General features: G+C 74.8%; 13 protein-coding genes. 5 read left to right on the forward strand and 8 right to left on the reverse strand.

The features are described 5' to 3' along the window. Nucleotides 1-220 precede the first annotated feature (220 nt). From D459_RS0113350 to D459_RS0113370, 5 genes are all read right to left on the reverse strand, one after another. Entirely contained in the window at nt 221-2659 is a 2439-nt protein-coding gene (locus D459_RS0113350) for a YhgE/Pip family protein (RefSeq protein ID WP_017593512.1), read from the reverse strand. Continuing rightward, nucleotides 2660-3451 carry an ATP-binding cassette domain-containing protein gene (locus D459_RS0113355; protein ID WP_017593513.1) on the reverse strand — a complete coding sequence of 264 codons (792 nt, stop codon included), beginning with the start codon at nt 3449-3451 and terminating at the stop codon, nt 2660-2662. It lies immediately after the preceding gene. A 133-nt stretch (nt 3452-3584) separates the two neighbouring features. Further along, entirely contained in the window at nt 3585-4175 is a 591-nt protein-coding gene (locus D459_RS0113360; protein WP_026120356.1) for a TetR/AcrR family transcriptional regulator, read from the reverse strand. 80 nt (nt 4176-4255) lie between these two features. After that, entirely contained in the window at nt 4256-6442 is a 2187-nt protein-coding gene (locus D459_RS0113365) for a YhgE/Pip family protein (RefSeq protein ID WP_017593515.1), read from the reverse strand. Then, nucleotides 6439-7161 carry an ABC transporter ATP-binding protein gene (locus D459_RS0113370; protein WP_026120357.1) on the reverse strand — a complete coding sequence of 241 codons (723 nt, stop codon included), beginning with the start codon at nt 7159-7161 and terminating at the stop codon, nt 6439-6441. Before D459_RS0113370 ends, D459_RS0113365 begins: the two co-directional genes overlap by 4 nt. A gap of 132 nt (nt 7162-7293) precedes the next feature. On the opposite strand from D459_RS0113370, the gene D459_RS0113375 reads away from it, so the two are divergent. After that, entirely contained in the window at nt 7294-7872 is a 579-nt protein-coding gene (locus D459_RS0113375; protein WP_241485023.1) for a nitroreductase family deazaflavin-dependent oxidoreductase, read from the forward strand. 83 nt (nt 7873-7955) lie between these two features. Here the strand turns inward: D459_RS0113375 and D459_RS0113380 are convergent, their stop codons facing one another. Then, entirely contained in the window at nt 7956-9395 is a 1440-nt protein-coding gene (locus tag D459_RS0113380) for a GuaB1 family IMP dehydrogenase-related protein (RefSeq protein WP_017593518.1), read from the reverse strand. A gap of 238 nt (nt 9396-9633) precedes the next feature. Between D459_RS0113380 and D459_RS0113385 the strand changes: the two genes are divergently transcribed. Then, a complete protein-coding gene (locus tag D459_RS0113385) occupies nt 9634-10638 on the forward strand; it encodes a CDP-alcohol phosphatidyltransferase family protein (RefSeq protein ID WP_017593519.1) in 1005 nt (334 codons plus the stop codon). Nucleotides 10639-10816: 178 nt separating this feature from the next. Here the strand turns inward: D459_RS0113385 and D459_RS0113390 are convergent, their stop codons facing one another. Next, nucleotides 10817-11926, reverse strand: a complete 1110-nt coding sequence (locus D459_RS0113390) for an acyltransferase family protein (RefSeq protein WP_017593520.1) — start codon at nt 11924-11926, stop codon at nt 10817-10819. 471 nt (nt 11927-12397) lie between these two features. Between D459_RS0113390 and D459_RS0113395 the strand changes: the two genes are divergently transcribed. Both D459_RS0113395 and D459_RS0113400 read left to right on the forward strand, forming a co-directional pair. Continuing rightward, a complete protein-coding gene (locus D459_RS0113395) occupies nt 12398-14275 on the forward strand; it encodes an amidohydrolase (RefSeq protein WP_017593521.1) in 1878 nt (625 codons plus the stop codon). A 172-nt stretch (nt 14276-14447) separates the two neighbouring features. Continuing rightward, complete coding sequence (locus D459_RS0113400) at nt 14448-15248, forward strand: M48 family metallopeptidase (RefSeq protein ID WP_017593522.1); 801 nt, start codon at nt 14448-14450, stop codon at nt 15246-15248. Nucleotides 15249-15264: 16 nt separating this feature from the next. Here the strand turns inward: D459_RS0113400 and D459_RS0113405 are convergent, their stop codons facing one another. Next, nucleotides 15265-17448 carry an elongation factor G-like protein EF-G2 gene (locus D459_RS0113405; RefSeq protein ID WP_017593523.1) on the reverse strand — a complete coding sequence of 728 codons (2184 nt, stop codon included), beginning with the start codon at nt 17446-17448 and terminating at the stop codon, nt 15265-15267. Nucleotides 17449-17738: 290 nt separating this feature from the next. Here D459_RS0113405 and D459_RS31560 point away from each other — a divergent pair, with 290 nt between their 5' ends. Further along, nucleotides 17739-19025, forward strand: coding sequence for a CPBP family intramembrane glutamic endopeptidase (locus D459_RS31560; protein WP_241485024.1), 1287 nt, complete (start codon nt 17739-17741; stop codon nt 19023-19025). Nucleotides 19026-19133 lie beyond the last annotated feature (108 nt).

The raw sequence follows: 19133 nt of genomic DNA on the forward strand, positions 1-19133 counted from the left end.
GGACGACACCCGGGGCCTTCGGGCACCGCCTTTGGTCGTAGAGCGGATACGCTCCTCGGCCGATGCGCGGACCCCGGACCTCCCCGTACCTTCTTCGATGACGGCGGAAGCGCGGAATACGGGGCCGCGCACCCGCCCGTACGGGGCCCGGACGGGCGCGCTCGGACCCCGGAATCGCCCGGGCCGGAACCTCGCACAGGGGTTCCGGCCCGTTGTGCGCTCAGATCTTCAGGACCGGGTGCAGGCGGGACATCGTCCAGGTGCGCCGCCCGGCCGTGGCGGCCCAGCCGAGCAGGAGGGCGCCGAGGGTGTAGGCGCCGAGGACCAGGCAGGCGTGCAGGACCACCGCTCCGCCGCCGCCGCTGATCAGGTGGCGGGTGGCGGAGACGACCCAGTACATCGGGGTGTAGGGCGCGATGGCCTGGAAGAAGTCGGGGCTGGTCTGGAGCGGGTAGGTGCCGCCCGCCGAGGTGATCTGGAGGATCAGCAGGGCCAGGACGACCACCTTCCCCGGTGCGCCGAACCGGGCGTCCACCCAGTGCACGATCGCGGTGTAGGCGGCGGCGGTCAGCGCCAGGAAGCCGAGCAGGCCCGGCCAGTTCACCGCCTGCAGGCCGAGCAGCAGGTGCAGGGCGGCGACCATGACGAAGCCCTGCGCGGTGCCCAGGGCCAGGGCGGGCAGCCAGCCGGAGAGGGCCAGCCGCCAGGACGGCGCGGTGGACGCCAGGCCGCGATCGGGGGTGGCGGGCAGGACCATGTAGACCACCATCGCGCCGACCCACAGCGACAGGGCGAGGAAGAACGGGGCGAAGCCGGTCCCGTAGTCGGGGACCGCGTTGTCGTGCGAGGCGGAGAGCCGGGCCGGGGCGCTCATCATGTCGCCGCGGGCGTCGCGGGAGTCCCGGTCGAAGACGGGGACCTCCTCCGCGCCCTCGTCGAGGCCCTCGGCCAGTTCGTCCGCGCCGTCGCGGAGGTCGCCCAGCCCGGAGTCGAGCTCGCCCGCGCCGATGTGCAGCGCGGCGATGCCCTCGGAGAGCCGGCCCGCGCCGCCGGACAGCTCGCCCAGGCCGGAGTCGAGTTCGTCCGCGCCGGAGGAGAGCGAACCGAGCCCGGCGTCCAGCTCGTCGGCGCCGTCGCGGAGGTCGCCCAGCCCGCCGTGGAGCTCGTCGGCGCCGTTGACCAGCCTGCTCAGCCCGTCGTCCAGGTCCTGCGCGCCGTCGTGCGCGCTCTCCAGCCCGTCGCGGAGGTCCCGGGAGCCCTCGGCGAGGTCCTTGAGGCCGTCGTTGAGCTCGTTGATCTGGTCCCGGGCGTCCTCGGCGTCGTCGGCCAGGTCCGGTGCGGCGTCGGCGAGCTCCCCGGCCAGGTCGGCGACGGTGCGGGCGTCGGCGGCGACCGCATCGATGTCGTCCCGGTGCTCGGTGGTGAAGCCGTGCAGGTCAACGGCGACGCCGGCGGCCCACTCCGCGTCGCAGAGCAGCAGGTACAGGCCGGGGTCCTCGGTCTCCAGCTCCGGGTGGGCGGCGAGGTGGGCGGCGAGCCGGTCGCGGAGCCCGGACAGCACCGCCGCCTCCTCGTCGGTCAGGACCGGCAGGCCCTCCAGCGCGTCGGCGAGCAGATCGGCGCCGTCGGCCACCGCGGTGGCGGCCGCCTCGATGTCCGGGGAGTGCTCCTGCAGCAGCGGGATCCACTCGTCGGCCAGCGCGTTGAGCTCCTCGGTCTTCTCGTCCACCGCGGCGGAGGCGGCGCCCGCGCCGGAGGCCAGCTCCACCGACCCGCCGTGCAGCTCGTCCAGGCCGGATTCGAGGTCGGAGGCCCCGCTCTCGGCGCTCTCCAGCCCGTCGAGGAGGGCCCCGGCGCCGTCCTCGGCCGAGGCGGCCCCGCCGGCCAGGGCGGACGCCCCGTCCTGCGCGGTCCCGGCGCCGTCGGCCAGCGCCCCGGCGCCGTCCTCGGCCTCGCCGAGCCCGCTGTCCAGCGCCCCGGCGCCGTCCTCGGCGTCGCCCAGCCCGCCGTCCAGCTCGCCGGCGCCCTCCTCGGCCTGCGCGGCGCCGTCGGCCAGTTCCCCGGCGCCGTCGGCGGCCTCCTCGGTCCGGTCGTGGATCTCGTTGAAGCCGATGAACAGGGTGTCCAGGTACTCCGCGATCGCGGTCCGGCTCACCGCCTGCTCGATCTCGCGGAAGCCCATGGCGAGCAGCTCGGTGGCGATGTAGTTGGTGGCGTCGTTGAAGTGCACCTGGAGCATGGCCGGGGTGGGGTCGCGCCCGGTGTCGGCGGGGGAGGCCAGGTCGGCGCTGAAGTCGGCGGGGACGGTCACCGAGGCGTAGTAGCGGCCGTCGGCGACGCCCGCGGCGGCGTCCTCGGCGTCGGTCACCCGCCACTCCAGGTCGCCGCGGTCCACCAGCCGCTCGGTCAGCTCCCGGCCGGCGTGCACCGGTTCGCCGTCGACGGTGGCCGGGCGGTCCTCGTTGACCAGGGCCACCGGGAGGTTGTGCACCCTGCCGAACGGGTCCCAGAACGCCCACAGGTACATGCCGGTGTACAGCAGCGGGATCACGGCCAGCGCCACCACCGCGGCGATCAGCAGCGGGTGGCGGAAGAAGGAGCGCACCGACAGCCACCCGAGGCGCGGCGCGGGCAGCGTGCGGAACGGGGTGGCGGGCATTCACTCCTCCGCCCGGGGGAAGATCTCGCCCAGGGAGAGCGGCTCGGTGTCGCCGCCCCTGCTGTGCCGGCCCTTGGCCTGCGCCCCCGGGCGCAGCGCGTTCAGCACCGACCGGGCCAGCGGTTTGGCGGCGCGGGCCCGGCGCGGCGGCCGGGGGACCGGGTGCACCGGGACGCCGTCCCCGGCGCCGCGGGCGTCGGCGCAGGCGGCGATGACGGTCAGCCCGGTGCCGGCCAGGTCGCGGAGCAGGCCCCAGAACGCGCGCCGGTGCCGTTCGCCGAGGCCGGCGTCGGCGTCGTCCACCAGCAGCAGCCGGGGCTCTTCGAGCAGGGCGAGGGCCACCCCGAGCCGGCGCCGCTCCACCGCGGTCAGGTCCTTCACCAGGGTGCGCGGGTCCAGCTCGGACAGCCCGGCCTCGGCCAGCGCCGGCTCGGAGGCCGAGCGCGGCGCCGGGCGGAACCGGAGCAGCAGCCGCTCGGCCATGTGCTCGGAGACGCGCAGCCGCTCGTCCAGGTCGTTGACCCCGGGGGCCAGGGCGAGCGCGGCGACCCGCCGGGCCCGGCGGGCCTGCCGGGGCAGCTCGTAGCCGTCCACCCGGAGCGTCCCGGAGGTGGGGCGCATCCGCCCGCCCAGGGCGAGCAGCAGGGCGGTGCGGCCGCCGCCGGCGTCCGCTTCGAACACGGTGAGCGATCCGGGCTCGGCGGTGAAGCCGACCCCGGAGAACACCGGCCCCTCGCCGGTCCGCAGCTCCAGCCCGTCGGCCTGCACGAGCGCCCCCGTGGCACGGCGCATCGGCTCGCCCCCCTCGCCCCGAGCGGTCGGGAAGGGCGCGGTGCGCCCCTTTTCAGGACACGAGGGTGGAATACGGGCGGGGTGCGGGCAATGCGGCGCGCTGCGACTTGGCGCCCCCTTTGCCGCCCCGAGGTCAGGCCGGGCGCTCGGCCGCCAGGACCGCGTCGACCAGGCGCATCAGCGCCGCGTGCACCTCTTCCAGCGGGCGGTCCGGGGTGAGGGTGCGCCACTCCAGGGCCGCGGTCAGCGCCATGCCGAACAACGCCGACCCGGCCACGCCGGTGTCCAGGTCCGAGCGGAGCTCGCCCGCCTCGACCAGGGTGTCCAGCAGCCCGGTGAGCACGTCGATGGCCTGCCGGCGGATGCGCAGCGCGGTGGCCTCCCAGGCCTGGTTGGACCGCCAGGCCTCGGAGAGCAGCAGCCGCGCCAGCCCCTCCCGGTCCCGGATGAACAGCAGCTCGGCGCGGATCACCCCGGACAGCGCCTCGCGCGGCGGCCCGGCGGCGCCTTCGCGCAGCATCGCCGCGAACCGGTCCACGCCCCACTCCATGAAGGCGGTGAACAGCTCCGTCTTGCCGCCGAAGTTGTAGTAGACGGTGCCCTTGGCCAGCCCGGCGTGCTCGGCGATCCGGTCCACGGTGACGTGCTCGAACCCGCTCTCCGAGACCAGTTCGAGGGTGGCCTCGAACAGCCGCTGCCGGGTGGCCTCGCGTCGCGCGCTCACGTGCTGCTCCTGGGTGCGGGGGACCGGATCGGCAGCGGTGCTGCCCGCCATCATTATCGCGCCCCTTCCTGTAGCCCCGGTCACAGCTTCAGCGCCGGGTGCAGTTCGGTCATGGTCCACATCCGCTTCCGGGCCACCGTGAGCCAGGTGAGCAGCAGGAACACCACCAGGTAGGCGGTGAGCACGCCGCACGCGCCCAGCACGATGCCCGTGTCGCCGCCGCTGATCAGCACCCGCAGCGCGGAGACCACCCAGCTCATCGGCAGGTAGGGCGAGATCGCCTGGAAGAAGCCGGGGCTGGTCTCGATCGGGTAGGTGCCGCCGGCGGAGGTGAGCTGGAGCATGAGCAGCACCAGCGCGACGACCCGGCCGGCCGCGCCGAAGCGGGCGTTGGCCCACTGCACGACGGCGGTGTAGGCGGCGACGGTCAGCGTGAGCAGCCCGGCGGTGGCCGCCCACCGGGAGGCCTGCAGCCCCAGCAGGAAGTGCAGGGCGGCCAGGCTGACCACGACCTGGGCGATCCCGATCAGCAGCGCCGGGACCCAGCCGGCGAGCGCGATCCGCCAGGACGGCGCGGTGGAGGCCAGCGCCCGCCGGGACAGCGGCGGCAGCACCATGAACACCATCATCGCGCCGACCCACAGCGACAGGGCGATGAAGAACGGGGCGAAGCCGGTCCCGTAGTTCGGCGCCTCGTTGGAGGTGGCCGAGGAGAGCCGCACCGGCTGGCTCATCATGTCGCCGCGGGACTCGCGGTCGCCGGAGTCGAAGGTGGGGATCTCCTCGACGCCCTCGGCCAGGCCGTCGGAGAGGTCGCCGGAGCCGTCCTTGAGCTGCCCGATGCCGGAGTCCAGCTCGGACGAACCGTCCTTGAGCAGGCCCAGGCCGTCGGAGAGGTCGCCGGAGCCGTCCTTGAGCTGCCCGATCCCGGAGTCCAGCTCGCCCGCGCCGCCGGAGGCCTCCTCCAGGCCGTCGCGCAGCTCCCGGCTGCCCTCGGCCAGCTGGGACAGCCCGTCGTTGAGCTCGTCGACCTTGTCCCGCGCGTCCTCGGCGTCGTCGGCCAGGTCGGGGGCGCTCTCGGCGAGGTCGGAGGCGAGCGAGGCGACCGCGTCGGCGTCGTCCTTGACCGAGGTGATGCTCTCCCGGTTGGTCTGCACGAAGTCGTTGAGCTTCGCGGCCTCGTCGGCGGCGGCCTTGGCGTCGGTGAGCAGCGTGTACAGGCCGGGGTCGGTCTGCTCCAGGTCGGGGGAGGAGTCCAGCCGGGCCTGGATCCGCCCGGAGAGGTCGCGGGCGGACTGCGCCGCCTGGGCGGAGTCGGCCGGGAGCTCGGAGAGGGCGTCGGAGAGCGCGCTCGCCGCGTCGGCGGCGGCCTGCGCGCCGGACTGGATCTCCGGGGCCTTCTCGCGCAGCACCGGGATCCACTCGTCGGCCAGCGGGTCGAGCTTGTCGACGGCGTCGGAGACCTCGTCGGAGGCGGTGCCCGCGCCGTCGGCCAGGGTCTTGGAGCCCTCGTAGAGCTGCCCGAGGCCGGAGGAGAGGTCGGAGGAGCCGTCCTTGGCGTCGGACAGGCCGCCGTTCAGCTCGTCGGCGCCGTCCTTGGCGTCGGAGGTGCCGTCGGCCAGCTGGGAGGAGCCGTCCTTGGCGTCGGAGGCGCCGTCGGCCAGCTGCGACGCGCCGTCGGCGGCCTTCTCGGTGGCCTCGTGGACGTCGTTGAAGCCGACGAACATCGAGTCCAGGTACTCCGCGACGGCGCTGTCCGCGGCGGCCGAGCGGACCTCCTTGAACGCCGAGGACATGAGCTGGCGGACGATGTAGCCGTTGGCGTCGTTGTAGTGCGCCTCCAGCATCGCCGGGATGGGCTCGGCCCCGTCCTCACTGGGCGAGGAGAGCCGCTCGCTGAAGTCGGAGGGGATGGTCAGCGAGACGTAGTAGCGGCCGTCGGCCACCCCCGCCTCGGCCTCCTCCGCGTCCATCACCTTCCAGTTGAGGTCGCCGCCTTCGAGCAGCTCGTCGGTGATCTCGGCGCCGGCGTTCATCTCCTCGCCGTCGACCTTCACCGGGCGGTCCTCGTTGACCAGCGCCACCGGGAGGTTGCTCATCCGGTCGAAGGGGTCCCAGAAGGACCACAGGTAGAGCCCGGAGTAGAGCAGCGGGATGATGGTCAGCGCGGCGATCGCCGCGGCGGTGAGCCGGGCGCGGAAGAACGAGCGGACGGACAGTCCGCCCAGCCTGAGCGAGGGGAGGGCCCGGGGCTTCCGGAGCTTCACGCGTTCTCCTTGTCGGACAGGTCTTCGGGGGTGGGGGCCAGGGCGCGGGCGTGCCGGCCCGCCGGGCCCTGCTCGTCGCCGGCCAGTGCCACCACGTCGGCCACTCCCTCGGCCGCATCCGGGTCGGCGCAGGCCGCCACGACGGTGGGGCCGGTGTCGGCGACGTCGCGCAGCTGCTTGAAGAACTCCCGCTGCTGGTCGGGGCCGAGGCCGCGGTCGGCGTCGTCGACGACGATCAGGCGCGGCTCGTCCAGCAGCGCCAGCGCGACGCCCAGCCGCCGCTTCTCGGCCATGGACAGGTCGCCGACCATCCGGGAGGTGTCCAGGTCGCCCAGGCCGGCCGCGGCGAGCGCGGGGCCGGTGACCGAGCGCGGCGCCGGGCGGAACCGGAGCAGCAGCCGCTCGTTCAGGTGCTCGGCGACGCGGAGCCGGTCCTCCAGGTCGTTGACGCCGTCGCAGAGCGCGAGGGCGGCGACGCCGCGCACCTTGCGGGCCTTCTTCGGCAGCTCGTAGCCGTCCACGGCGAGCGTGCCCTCGGTGGGGCGCATCCGCCCGGCGAGGGTGAGCAGCAGCGAGGTCCGGCCGCCGCCGGAGTCGGCGTGGAAGACGGTGAGCGACCCGGGGGCCGCCGCGAGGTCGACCCCGGAGAAGACCGGGCCCTCCTTGGTCCGCACCCCGAGCCCTTCGGCATCGATCCGCGCGCCCGTCGCACGCCGCATGCGCTCGCCCCCGCATCCCGTTTTTGCACTGACTGGTCAGTTCAAAAATAACCCACGAGGTGCCCGCATCCGGCTCGGTGGAGCGGTGGGCTGCGCCACAGCGGCGGCCCGAAAAATCGGCCGTATCGGGCCATGTGCGACATCTTGACCCCGCCGGGGGTGGACGCAATAGCGTCGGAGCCCGAGTCCCGGATGGAGGTCCCCTTGCCCTCGACGCCCCCAGTCAGACTCGACGCCCCGGCGGCCCGGCGCGCCGTGGCGCTCGCCGCCCGGGCCAACGCAGCCCTGTACCGGGCCACCGGCGGGCGCATCGGCGGGAGGTGGCGGCTGCACTCGGGGTTCCCCCGGGGCCTGCCGGTCTGCCTGCTCACCACGCGCGGCCGCAAGACCGGCCGGCTGCGCACCGCGCCCCTGCTCCACCTGCGCCCCTGGCCGGACCGGGAGGCGGTCGCGGTGGTCGCCTCCCAGGGCGGGAGCGCCCGGCACCCGATGTGGTACCGGAACCTGCTGGACGAGCCGCGCGCGGTGCTGCAGATCGGCTCCGCCCTGCGCCTGGTCCGGGCCCGCACCGCCGACCCGGGGGAGCGCGCCGAGCTCTGGCCGCTGCTGACCGGGTTCTACCCGGACTACGCGGCCTACCAGTCCTGGACCGACCGGGAGATCCCGGTGGTGCTGCTGGAGCCGGCCGGCGGGGAGGCCGAGCGGCACTAGGCCGCCGTTCCGGCCGCGGAGACGCGGAAGGGGCGGCGCGGAGGTCCGCGCCGCCCCTCGGTCCCGCCGGAGGCCCCTGTGGGCTACCAGCCGGTCGGCACCGGCTTGCCCTCGGTGAACCCGGCGGTGCTCTGCAGGCCGACGGTGGCCCGCTCGGCGAACTCCTCCAGGGAAGTCGCCCCGGCGTAGGTCAGCGAGCTGCGCACGCCGGCCACGATCTCGTCGATCAGGTCCTCCACGCTGGGGCGCTCCGGGTCCAGGTACATCCGGCCGCTGGAGATGCCCTCCTCGAACACGGCCTTGCGGGCCCGGTCGAACGCGGAGTCGTCGGCGGTGCGCAGCCGGACCGCGCGGGCCGAGGCCATGCCGAAGCTCTCCTTGTACATCCGGCCCTGGGCGTCGCGGACGATGTCCCCGGGGGACTCGTAGGTGCCGGCGAACCAGGAGCCGATCATCACGTTGGACGCCCCGGCGGCCAGCGCCAGCGCGACGTCGCGCGGGTGCCGCACGCCGCCGTCGGCCCACACGTGCCGGCCCAGCTCGCGGGCGGCCTCGGCGCACTCCAGCACCGCGGAGAACTGCGGGCGGCCCACCGCGGTCATCATCCGGGTGGTGCACATGGCGCCCGGCCCCACGCCGACCTTCACGATGTCGGCGCCGGCCTCGATCAGGTCCCGGGTGCCCTCGGCGGTGACGATGTTGCCCGCGACGATCGGCACCCGCGGGTCCAGCGCGCGGACCTTGCGCAGCGCGGAGACCATCTTCTCCTGGTGGCCGTGGGCGGTGTCGATGACCAGGGTGTCCACCCCGGCCTCGAGCAGCTCGGCGGCCTTGCCGGCCACGTCGCCGTTGATCCCGACGGCGGCCGCGATGCGCAGCCGGTTCCTCCCGTCCACCGCGGGGGAGTACAGCGTGGCGCGCAGCGCCCCGGTCCGGGTCAGCACGCCGACCAGCGCGCCGTCGGCGCCGACCACCGGCGCCAGGCGGTGCCGGGCGTCGTGCAGCGTCTGGAACGCCTCCTTGGGGTCGGTGCCGGCCGCGACCGTGACCACCTCGGTCGACATCACGTCGCGCAGCTGGGAGAAGCGGTCCACGCCCTCGCAGTCGGCGTCGGTCACCACGCCCAGCGGGCGGCGGTCGGCGTCGACCACGACGACCGCGTTGTGCGCGCGCTTGGGCAGCAGGTTGAGGGCGTCGCCGATGGTGTCGGTCGGGCCGAGGGTGAGCGGGGTGTCGTGGACCAGGTCGCGCTCCTTGGTCCAGGAGATCACCTCGGTCACCACGTCGATCGGGATGTCCTGCGGGATCACCGCGATGCCGCCGCGGCGGGCCACGGTTTCGGCCATCCGGCGCCCGGCGACCGCCGTCATGTTCGCGACTACGATGGGAATGGTCGTCCCGGTCCCGTCGGCCGTCGAGAGGTCCACGTCCAGCCGGGACCCGACGGCCGAGCGCCGGGGGACCATGAACACGTCACTGTAGGTCAGGTCGTGGACGGGGACCTGGTCGTTGAGAAAGCGCACGCCTCTACCTCGGTCGATGCTGTCCGGGACCGGCCGCGCGGGACCCCGCTCGGGGATCCTGTTCTTCCGAACCCGTCTTACTTGTCAATTATGACCGTGCCGATTGGGAGTCGGCACACACGTCTGGCATGATCAACCGGCCGACACCCGCCCGCCATTCCTCCCTCCGGCGGATCGTCGGAGACGACCGCGCCCGGAGCGCGCGGCGCCGGGGGAGTCCCGCAGGAGATGACGACACATGACGACCTATACCCTGGCCGACGTCCGGGAGCGCACCTATAAGAGCAGGGACGCCTGGTGGACGGTGTTCCTGGTGGACCCGCTCGCGGCCCGGCTGGTGGTGTGGACGGCCAACCGCACGAACATCACCCCCAACCAGATCACCTTCGGGGCGGGCGTGCTCGGCCTGGGATCGGCCGTCGCCTTCGCCATGGCCGACTGGCCGTGGCTGGTCCTCGGCGCGGTCCTGTTCCACCTGAGCTTCGTGCTGGACTGCATGGACGGCAAGATCGCCCGGCTCAAGGGGAACGGGTCGGTCTTCGGCGCCTGGGTCGACTTCGTCTTCGACCGGATCCGGTTCTTCGGCTGCATGATGGCGCTGTTCATCGGCCAGTGGGCGGCCACCGGAGAGGTCGTCTTCCTGCTGCTGATGCCGGTGGTCACCTTCCTGGACCTGCTCCGCTACCTCAACGGCGCGCAGGTCGCCAAGACCCGGCAGAGCATGCGGGAGAAGCTGCGGGACGCCGCGGAGGGCCGCGGGGTGGACGCCGCCGTGGCCGACCCGGAGAGCACCGAGGCCGAGCCCGCCGCGGACGCCGCCGCCGCGCAGGACGCGGAGGACGGGCCCCGGGTGGTCTTCATGGAGGAGGCGCTGCGCGAGGACCCCTCCCTCGACCGCGAGCAGGTCTACGCGCGGGCGAAGGCGGAGGGCGTCCGGGTGGTGGACGTGCACGCCGGGTTCAGCGAGAAGATGGGCTGGTACGAGCGGCTGCGCCGGTCGCTGCTGCGCAGCCGGGTCCGCCCGCACCTGTTCAGCGGGATCGAGTTCGAGATGTTCGTGTGCGTGGTGGCGCCGCTGACCGCGCTGGTCACCCCGGTCGCGCCGGTGGCCGGCGCGCTCATCGTCGGGGTGACGGTGCTGTCCTGCGCGGCGCTGCTCGCCTTCGAGGTGGCCATCGTCTTCAAGCTCTGGCTGGCCACCCGGGACTTCACCCGGGAGCTGGACCGGCTGGCGCAGGGCTGACCCCCGCGCCCCGGCGGCGGGATGCGCGGGGCGCGGAGGAGCAGGGCAGAGGAGCAGAGAAGGAGGGCGGGGCCGCGCGGCCCCGCCCTCCTTCTCTCTTCAGGTCCTTCTCTTCCCCATCACCGGCGGGCCGGCCCCCGCCGCGCGCCCGCCCGGGCCCGCGGCGGCGGGGCCGCGGTCAGGGGAACCGGGGCCCGGTCAGCGAGGGCGCCGGCTTCTCCTCCCGGTTCCGGCGGAGCAGCCACTCCAGCCGGGGCTCCACGATCCACCCGGTGGCCCGGCGCACCGGGGCCGACATCAGCACCAGGGCGAGGACCACGGCGAGCGCCCCGTTGAGCACGAAGGCGCCGTGGTCGCCGAGGACCGCGTGCGACCAGTCGTACCAGCCGAGCTGCTCGGCGATCCGGACGACCAGGCCGTGCAGGAGGAAGGCGTACATGGTCAGCGCGCCGTAGCGGGTGAACCAGGTGGTGCGCCGCGGGGTGAGCGAGAGGACCGCCGCGGTCAGCGCGAACGCCAGCAGCAGGAAGAGCACCCGGCCGGGCAGGCCCACCGGCAGCAGGTCCATGTCCCGGTCGACCAGGCTCTCCCGCCAGTAGATCCACTCCCGGCTGAGCTGCTCCAGGTAGAGGTAGGACATCGCGGCGGTGATCAGCACGACGCCGGCCGACCAGGCGCGCACCCAGCCCGACTTGAGGAAGTCGAGGTGGCGCTGCTCCATCAGCAGCCCGGCCACGAAGAACGGCAGCAGGCTGAGGATGCGGGACATGCCCAGCGCGTCGCCGGTGGCGACCAGGCCGCCGGCCAGCGAGACCGCGACCGCCACGGCGAGCGGCCAGCGCACCCGCTTCCACAGCGGCACGCTCAGCCGCCACACGAACAGCGCGGCCAGGAACCAGGTGAGCCAGAGCGGCTCCAGTGGGCCGTCCGGCAGCGCGCGGCCCGCGGACAGCGACTGCAGCGCGTAGATCCCCCAGAAGATCAGATAGGGGCCGGCGATGGTGGTCAGCAGCTTGTCGATCCGCCGTCCCGAACCGTCCTGGGACTTCGAGAGGTATCCGCTGATCAGGACGAAGGCCGGCATGTGGAAGAGGTAGATCCAGAAGTAGACCGCCTCGGAGATGCGCGACTCCGTGCTGGGCTCGATGGCGTGGCCGACGACGACCAGCACGATCAGCAGGAACTTGGCGTTGTCCAGGAGGGCGTCGCGCTTCTGGGGCTTCGCGGCGCCGGCCGGGCCGCTCGGGGCGGGCCCTCGCTCTTCCTGGACACTGATTGTTGAGGCCACGGGGTCTCCGAACTCACCTTCTCGGGGTTGGGGAGGTGCGGGCGCGGGATCGGGCGCGCAGGCCGCTCGGGGCCGCGCGGCGGTTCGGCCGCTCCGCGCCGCGGAGGGGCCGGCCATGAGCAGGCCGGCTGAGAATCCTGAGAGAACTCCGAACGGGAACACTACCCGTACCGCCCGGGATCGGCCATACCCGACGGTATCGGCGTGTGCGCCGGGGGGCACAACGGCAGATGGGGCGGTATCGCCGGGTGTCCGGGCAGATCTCCGGAGCGGTCACGCGACGATAACACCCGCCGCGCCGCGGCGCAGAGAAACCTGGGATTTCTCACAGGCTTCACAGCGGCGATCCGGGGCCGCCGGGCACCCCGCGTTTGAGATTCCCCGGACCGGACGAGAGAATCGGGCCCGGTCGGCGCGCCGGCCCGGACGTACGGGTGCGGAAGAAGCGCACGAAGAATCCTGAGTAAGGCGGTGGATGCGGTGCCGCACGCGGTCGATCCCTCCCGAGCAGCCCAGCACGGCGGTGCGGTACTGCGCCTCGTCGACGAGATCTTCCCTCTGGTCGAGGGGTTCTACGTCGACCTGCACAAGAACCCCGAGCTGTCGCACCGGGAGTTCCGCACGGCCAGCGCCGTGGCGGAGTGGCTGCGCAACGCCGGGTTCGAGGTGACCACCGGCGTCGGCGGAACGGGCGTGGTCGGGGTGCTGCGCAACGGCGAGGGGCCCACGGTGATGCTCCGCGCCGACATGGACGCGCTCCCGGTGGAGGAGAAGACCGGGCTGCCCTACGCCAGCACCGCCCGGGGCACCGACGACGACGGCAACGAGGTCCCGGTGATGCACGCCTGCGGGCACGACGTGCACACCGCCTGCCTGGTCGGCACCGCCGACCTGCTGGCCTCCTCGCGCGGCTACTGGAGCGGCACCCTGATGGTGGTCGCCCAGCCGGCCGAGGAGACCATCGACGGAGCCGCGGCGATGCTCCAGGACGGCCTCTACACCCGGTTCGGCCGCCCGGACGTGGTGCTCGCCCAGCACGTCGGGCCGCAGCCGGCCGGCATGGTCTCGCACCGGGCCGGCATCATCCTGGCGGCCACCGCCACCCTGCGGATCCGGGTGTTCGGCACCGGCGGGCACGCCTCCCAGCCGCACACCACCGTCGACCCGGTGCTGATCGCCGCCAACATCGTCTCCCGGGTGCAGGGCGTGATCTCCCGCGAGGTCAGCCCCGGCGAGATGGCGGTCGCCACGGTCGGCGTGCTGCGCGCCGGGACCAAGGCCAACATCATCCCGGACGACGCCTACCTGGAGATCAACACCCGCTCGCTCAACCCGGCCGTCGCCGACCGGCTGATCGCCTCGATCAGCCGGGTGGTCCGGGCCGAGGCCGAGGCCTCCGGCGCCCCCCGGGAGCCCGAGATCGAGGTGGTCCAGCAGGTCGGCGTCACCGACAACGACCCCGAGCAGACCGCCGGCGTGGCCCAGGCGCACCGCGCCTACTTCGGCGACGACTACGTGATCGAGCTGCCCGAGCCGTTCACCGGCAGCGAGGACATCGGCGTCTTCGGCCTGCCCGGCGACCCGGACCCGGTGCCCTACGTCTACTGGTTCGTGGGCGGGACCCCCTACGACGTCTGGCAGGCCGCGCCGGGCGAGACCCCCTACGAGAAGCTCGCCGGGGTGCCCGGCAACCACTCGCCGTTCTTCGCCCCCGAGCGGGAGGCGACGCTCCGCTCCGGCCTGGCCGCGCTGACCGTCGGCGCCCTGGCCTACCTGGCCCGGGAGGAGGGCGCCGCGGCGGTGATCACCCCGATCGGCGACCAGGCCCCGGTGGAGGCCGCGCCGACCGGCGCCCAGGTCCCGCTGGACCAGGTGCCGATGCCGCCGACCGGGGCGCAGGTCCCGCTGGACCAGGTCCCGATGCCGCCGACCGGCGCCCAGGTCCCGCTGGACCGGGGGCAGGTCCCGCCGACCGAGGGCGTCCCCGGCACGCCGGAGCCCGCCTACGCCTCGCCCTACCCGGACGCCGACCCCTACCCGGAGCCGGGCCGGCCGGACCCGGCCTCCACCCAGCAGGCGGACATGGACTCCCTGCTCGGCGACGGCCCCGAGCCCGAGCCGGAGCAGCGGCGCTGGGACGCGCCGCCGCCGCACTCCGACCCGTTCGCCCACCCGCCGCAGGGCCCGGCCTTCCCGGAGGGCGCACCGCCGCCCCCGCCGCCGCAGGGCCCGCCGGTCGCCGCCCCGCCCCCGCAGGGGCCCCCGGTGAGCGCCCCGCCGCCCGCCGACCCGCCGTCCGGCGACCCCTACCGGGCCGACCCGCCGGAGGACCCGCCGCACCGCTACTAGGCGCGGCCCCCGCCTCCCGATGATCTTGACGTTGCGGGGGTATCAGAGCGCTCTGATACCCCCGCAACGTCAAGATCATCGCCCGGGGCGGGGCGGGTCCGGGGGTGGCCGGATCCGGTGACCCGCCCGGTTCCTCTCCCTTTTCCCCGGGGCCGCTCCGGAGAATGGGGGCATGGCGAAGCTGTGGTGGGCGGGGGAGCGGCGGCGCACCCGAGGGCTCCGGCACCCCTGGGAGAACCGACTGCTCGCGGTCTGCGTGGCGGTCACCGCCCTGGCCGTGATCGGGGCGGCCGCCCGCACGCTGGACGGCGACCCCGGGCGGCCGCTGATGCTGCTGGCCATCCCCGGGGCGGTGTTCTTCCTGCGCGGGCAGCTCTACGCCAGGCAGCGGGTGAACGGGGTGCAGATCACCGAGCGCCAGTTCCCCGAGGCGCACCGGATGGTGGTGGAGGCCGCGCGCGCGTTCGGCATGGCCGAGCCGCCCGACGCCTACGTGGTGGCGGGGAACGGGGTGCTCAACGCGTTCGCCTCCGGGCACGGGCTCCGCCGCTACGTCGCGGTGCACAGCGACCTGTTCGAGGTGGGCGGGCGGCTCTCCGACCCCGACGCGCTCCGCTTCATCATCGGCCACGAGGTGGGGCACATCGCGGCCGGGCACACCTCCTTCTGGCGCCAGTTCGGGGTCTCCATCGCCAACGTCATCCCCGGCGTGGGGACCTCGCTGAGCCGGGCGCAGGAGTACACCGCGGACAACCACGCCTTCGCCTACCACCCGGCCGGCGTGCAGGGGCTGCGGGTGCTCGCGGCCGGCAAGTACCTCTACCCCGAAGTGGACTTCGACGCGATCGCGGCCCGCGCGGCCACCGACAGCGGGCTTTTCGTGATGCTGGTCAACCTGCTCTCCAGCCACCCGATCAACACCTGGCGGTTCCAGGCGCTGGCCGACCGGACCCGCCCCGGCCGGGTGCTGTGACCGGGGCGGCGGGCGCTCAGCCGCTCCTCGCCTCGGCCCGGGCGTACTTCGCGGCCAGCTGCGGCGGCAGCGGCTCGTGCCGCAGGTAGCGGCGGCTGAACGTGCCGGTGCCGTGCGCGATCGAGCGCAGGTCGATCGCGTAGCGGACGGTCTCCAGCCGGGGCGCCTCCGCGCGGATCAGGGTGCGGCCGCCCTCCACCGGCTCGCTGCCCACCACCCGGCCGCGGCGGGACGACAGGTCGTTCATCACCGCGCCCATGTAGTCGTCGGCGACCAGCACGGACAGCTCGTCGAACGGCTCCAGCATGGACATGGAGCCCTGCTCGGCGGCGTCCCGCAGCGCCAGCCGGCCCGCCTTCTGGAACGCCATGTCGGAGGAGTCCACCGAGTGGGACTTGCCGTCGTAGAGCGTCACCCGGATGTCCACGATGGGGAAGCCGGAGTCGCCGCCGGACTCCATCTGGGCGCGCACCCCCTTCTCCACCGACGGGATGAACTGGCGCGGCACCACCCCGCCGACCACCTTGTCCACGAACTCCAGCCCGGATCCGGAGGGCAGCGGCTCCACCTTGATCCGGCAGATGCCGTACTCGCCGTGGCCGCCGCTCTGCTTCACGTTGCGGCCGAACCCCTGGGCCGGGACGGAGAACGTCTCCCGCAGCGGGATGCGCACCTCCTCGGTCTCCACCGGCACCCCGTACCGACCGGACAGCCGGTCCAGCGCCACGTCCTGGTGCGCCTCCCCGGTGCACCAGAGCACCATCTGCCCGGTCTCGCCGTTCACCTCCACCCGCAGCGCGGTGTCCTCGGCGGCCAGCCGGGCGACCGCCTGGGAGAGCTTGTCGTCGTCGGCGGCGGAGGCGGCGCGCACCGCGATCGGCAGCAGCGGCTCCGGGAACGGCCAGGGCCGGATCAGCAGCGGCCGGTCCCGGTCGGAGAGCGTGTCCCCGGTCTCGGCCGGGCCGAGACGCGCCACCGCCCCGATGTCGCCCGCGATGACCTTCGGGACCGGGAGCATCCGCCGCCCCACCGGGACCGAGGGGGAGCCCAGCCGCTCGTCGGCGTCGCGCTCGGCGCGGCCCCGGTCGGCGTCGCCCCGCCCGGCGATGTGCACCGGCAGGTCGGGCCGGAGCGTCCCGGAGAAGACCCGGACCAGGCTCACCCGGCCCACGTAGGGGTCGCTGATGGTCTGCACCACCTCGGCCAGCAGCGGCCCGTCCGGGTCGCACTCCAGCCCGGTGACCGGGCGGCCGCGCAGGTCCTCCACCTCCGGCAGCGGGCGCTCCAGCGGGGAGGGGGTGGCGCGCGGCAGCTCGTCCAGGAGCTCGGCGACGCCGACCCCGTGCGCGGGCGAGACGGCCAGCACCGGGTGGAGCCCGCCGCGGGCGACCGCGGTCTCCAGGGAGGAGACGAGCGTCTCCGGGGAGAGCTCCCGCCCCTCCATGTAGGCCTCCATCAGGGCCTCGTCCTCGCTCTCCTGGATCACCTCCTCGATCAGCGCGTCGCGCAGCTCCGCGACCCGCTCGGCGGCCCCCTCCGGCACCGGCCCGTCGGTGGAGACCGGGCCGGGCGCGCCCCCGGCCGCGGGCCGGGTGTAGTCGTAGAACCGCCGGGAGAGCAGGCCGGCCAGGCCCTCCAGGACGCGGTCGTCGCCCTCGCCGCGGAAGACCGGCAGGTAGGCGGGGACCACGCCGGCGCCGAACACCTCGCGGCACCGGGCCACCGTCTCCTCGAAGTCCGCCCGCGGGTGGTCGATCCGGGAGACGGCGACGGCGCGCGGCGTGCCCGCGGCGGCGCACTCCTCCCACAGCATCCGGGTGCGCGCGTCCACCCCGTCCAGCGCGGAGACCACGAACAGCGCCGCGTCGGCCGCGCGCAGCCCGGCGCGCAGGTCGCCGATGAAGTCGGCGTAGCCGGGGGTGTCCACCACGTTGAGCTTGAGCCCGGCGGCGTCGATCGGCGCGACGCTCAGGTTGACCGAGCGCTTCTGCCGGACCTCCGCCTCGTCGTAGTCGCCGACGGTGGTGCCCTCCTCCACGGATCCGGCGCGGGTGGTGGCGCCGGAGGCGTGCAGCAGGGCCTCCAGAAGGGTCGTCTTGCCGGCACCGGTGGGGCCGACCAGCACCACGTTGCGGATGTCCGCGGGCCGGGCGGCCTCGGGAGCCCTGCCGGTGGTCGCTTGACCGGATTTGTCCGCCATGCTTCCCAACCTTCCTTCGAGCGCCGTTGTGATCTGCGGCACTCTCCACCGTCGCCCGCCGCGGCGCATATCACAAGGGGTGATCGGCCGCGCGCGCGGGACCGCCCGCAGGGGCGGCCCGGTCCGCCCCTGCGGCTGCGGTGATCCGGTGCGGCGGCGGGAGCGCGGGGATCCGGGCGGGCCGCGCCGGCCCCGGGCGTGTCCGGTCCGCGCGGGCCGCGCCCCGCGGCCTCCCGGGCGGTTCGACCGGAATGTGCGTCGCGGCCGTCCGCATCTCCTAGGCTGTGGCCGTGCCGTGGTCCGAGAGCATTCCTCAGTTCAGTCTCGTCGCGACGATCCTCGGGGTCGTGCTGCTGCTGTACGCCGCGATCGGCGAGCCGCTGCTCGGCCGCACCGCCTACCGGCGGGTGGACCGGCGCCGCGACGAGGACCCCCGCGCCCTGGTCCGGTTCTACCTGCTGACCATGGGCGTGCAGTGGGGATGGGCCGTCGCCGTCGTCGCGATCCTGCTGCTCTCCCCCGATCTGACCGCCGCCGACCTGGGCCTGCGCGCCCCCTCGGCGTTCGGGCCGCTGATCGCCGCGGTGCTCGGCTTCGCCCTGGCGCTGCTGGTGATCTGGCTGCTCACCCGGGACGGAAAGCGCTCCTCGGCGCGCCGGGTGCCCACCCTGTCCCCCTCCTACGAGCCGGGCGGGGCGACCATCTCCCGGCTGGCGCCGCGCAGCCGGACCGAGCGCCGCACCGCCCTCGGCCTGGCGGTCACCGCCGGCGTCTGCGAGGAGCTGGTCTACCGGGGCCTGTTCACCGCGCTGGGCGTGGGCCTGGGCCTGCCGCTGTGGGCCGCGGCGGTGCTGTCCTGCCTGCTGTTCGCGCTGGCCCACCTCTACCAGGGCTGGTGGGGCCTGGTCGGCCCCGGCCTGCTGGGCGCCCTGCTCATGGTCCTCTACCTGGGCACCGGCAGCCTGCTCTTCCCGGTCCTGCTGCACATCGCGATCGAGGCGCGGTCGCTGCTGCTCACCGGGCGGGGGCGGAGGCACGCCGGGCGCGGCCGGCGCGGACGCGGGGGCCGGCGGGACGGCGGACCGGACCCCGACCCGCGGGACGCCGACCGCGAGGACGGCGGGCACGACGAATACGACGAATACGACGGGTACGAGGACGCCGCCCGCGGCGCCGATCGGGACCTCCCCGAGCACGGCGGGGACGCCGGCCGCCGGGGCCCCGACGGGTACGGCGGCCCCGCGGAGCCGGACCGGTACCCCGGGCCGGAGGAGCACGGCGGGCGGCGCCCCTCCGACACCGCCCCCGAGGGCATCCCGGTCCCCGGAGGCGCCCCGACCCAGGCCTTCCCGCCGCCCCCGGGGCCGCAGGGGCCGCCGCCTCCGCCGCCCGGGCACCGGCCGCAGCAGGGCCCGCCGGCGCACCACCGGCCGCCGCAGGCGCCGCCCCCGGGGTACCGGCTCCCGCAGGGCCGCCCCCCGCAGGGCCCGCCCGGGCCGCCTCCCGGGGGCTTCCCGCCCCCGCCCGGACCGGAGCGGGGCGGCCGCCCCGGCCCGCTGGACGGCCCGCCCTACTGACCCGCCGCGCCCGCCCCGCGCCGCTCTCCGCGCCGCCGTCTCGACCGGCATCGAGGTGGCGGCAACGCCGAGACCGGCGCGGAGAGGTACTGCCCCTACCTCCGGACA

The organism is Nocardiopsis potens DSM 45234, from assembly GCF_000341105.1.
In the GTDB taxonomy this organism is placed as follows: Bacteria; Actinomycetota; Actinomycetes; order Streptosporangiales; family Streptosporangiaceae; genus Nocardiopsis_A; species Nocardiopsis_A potens.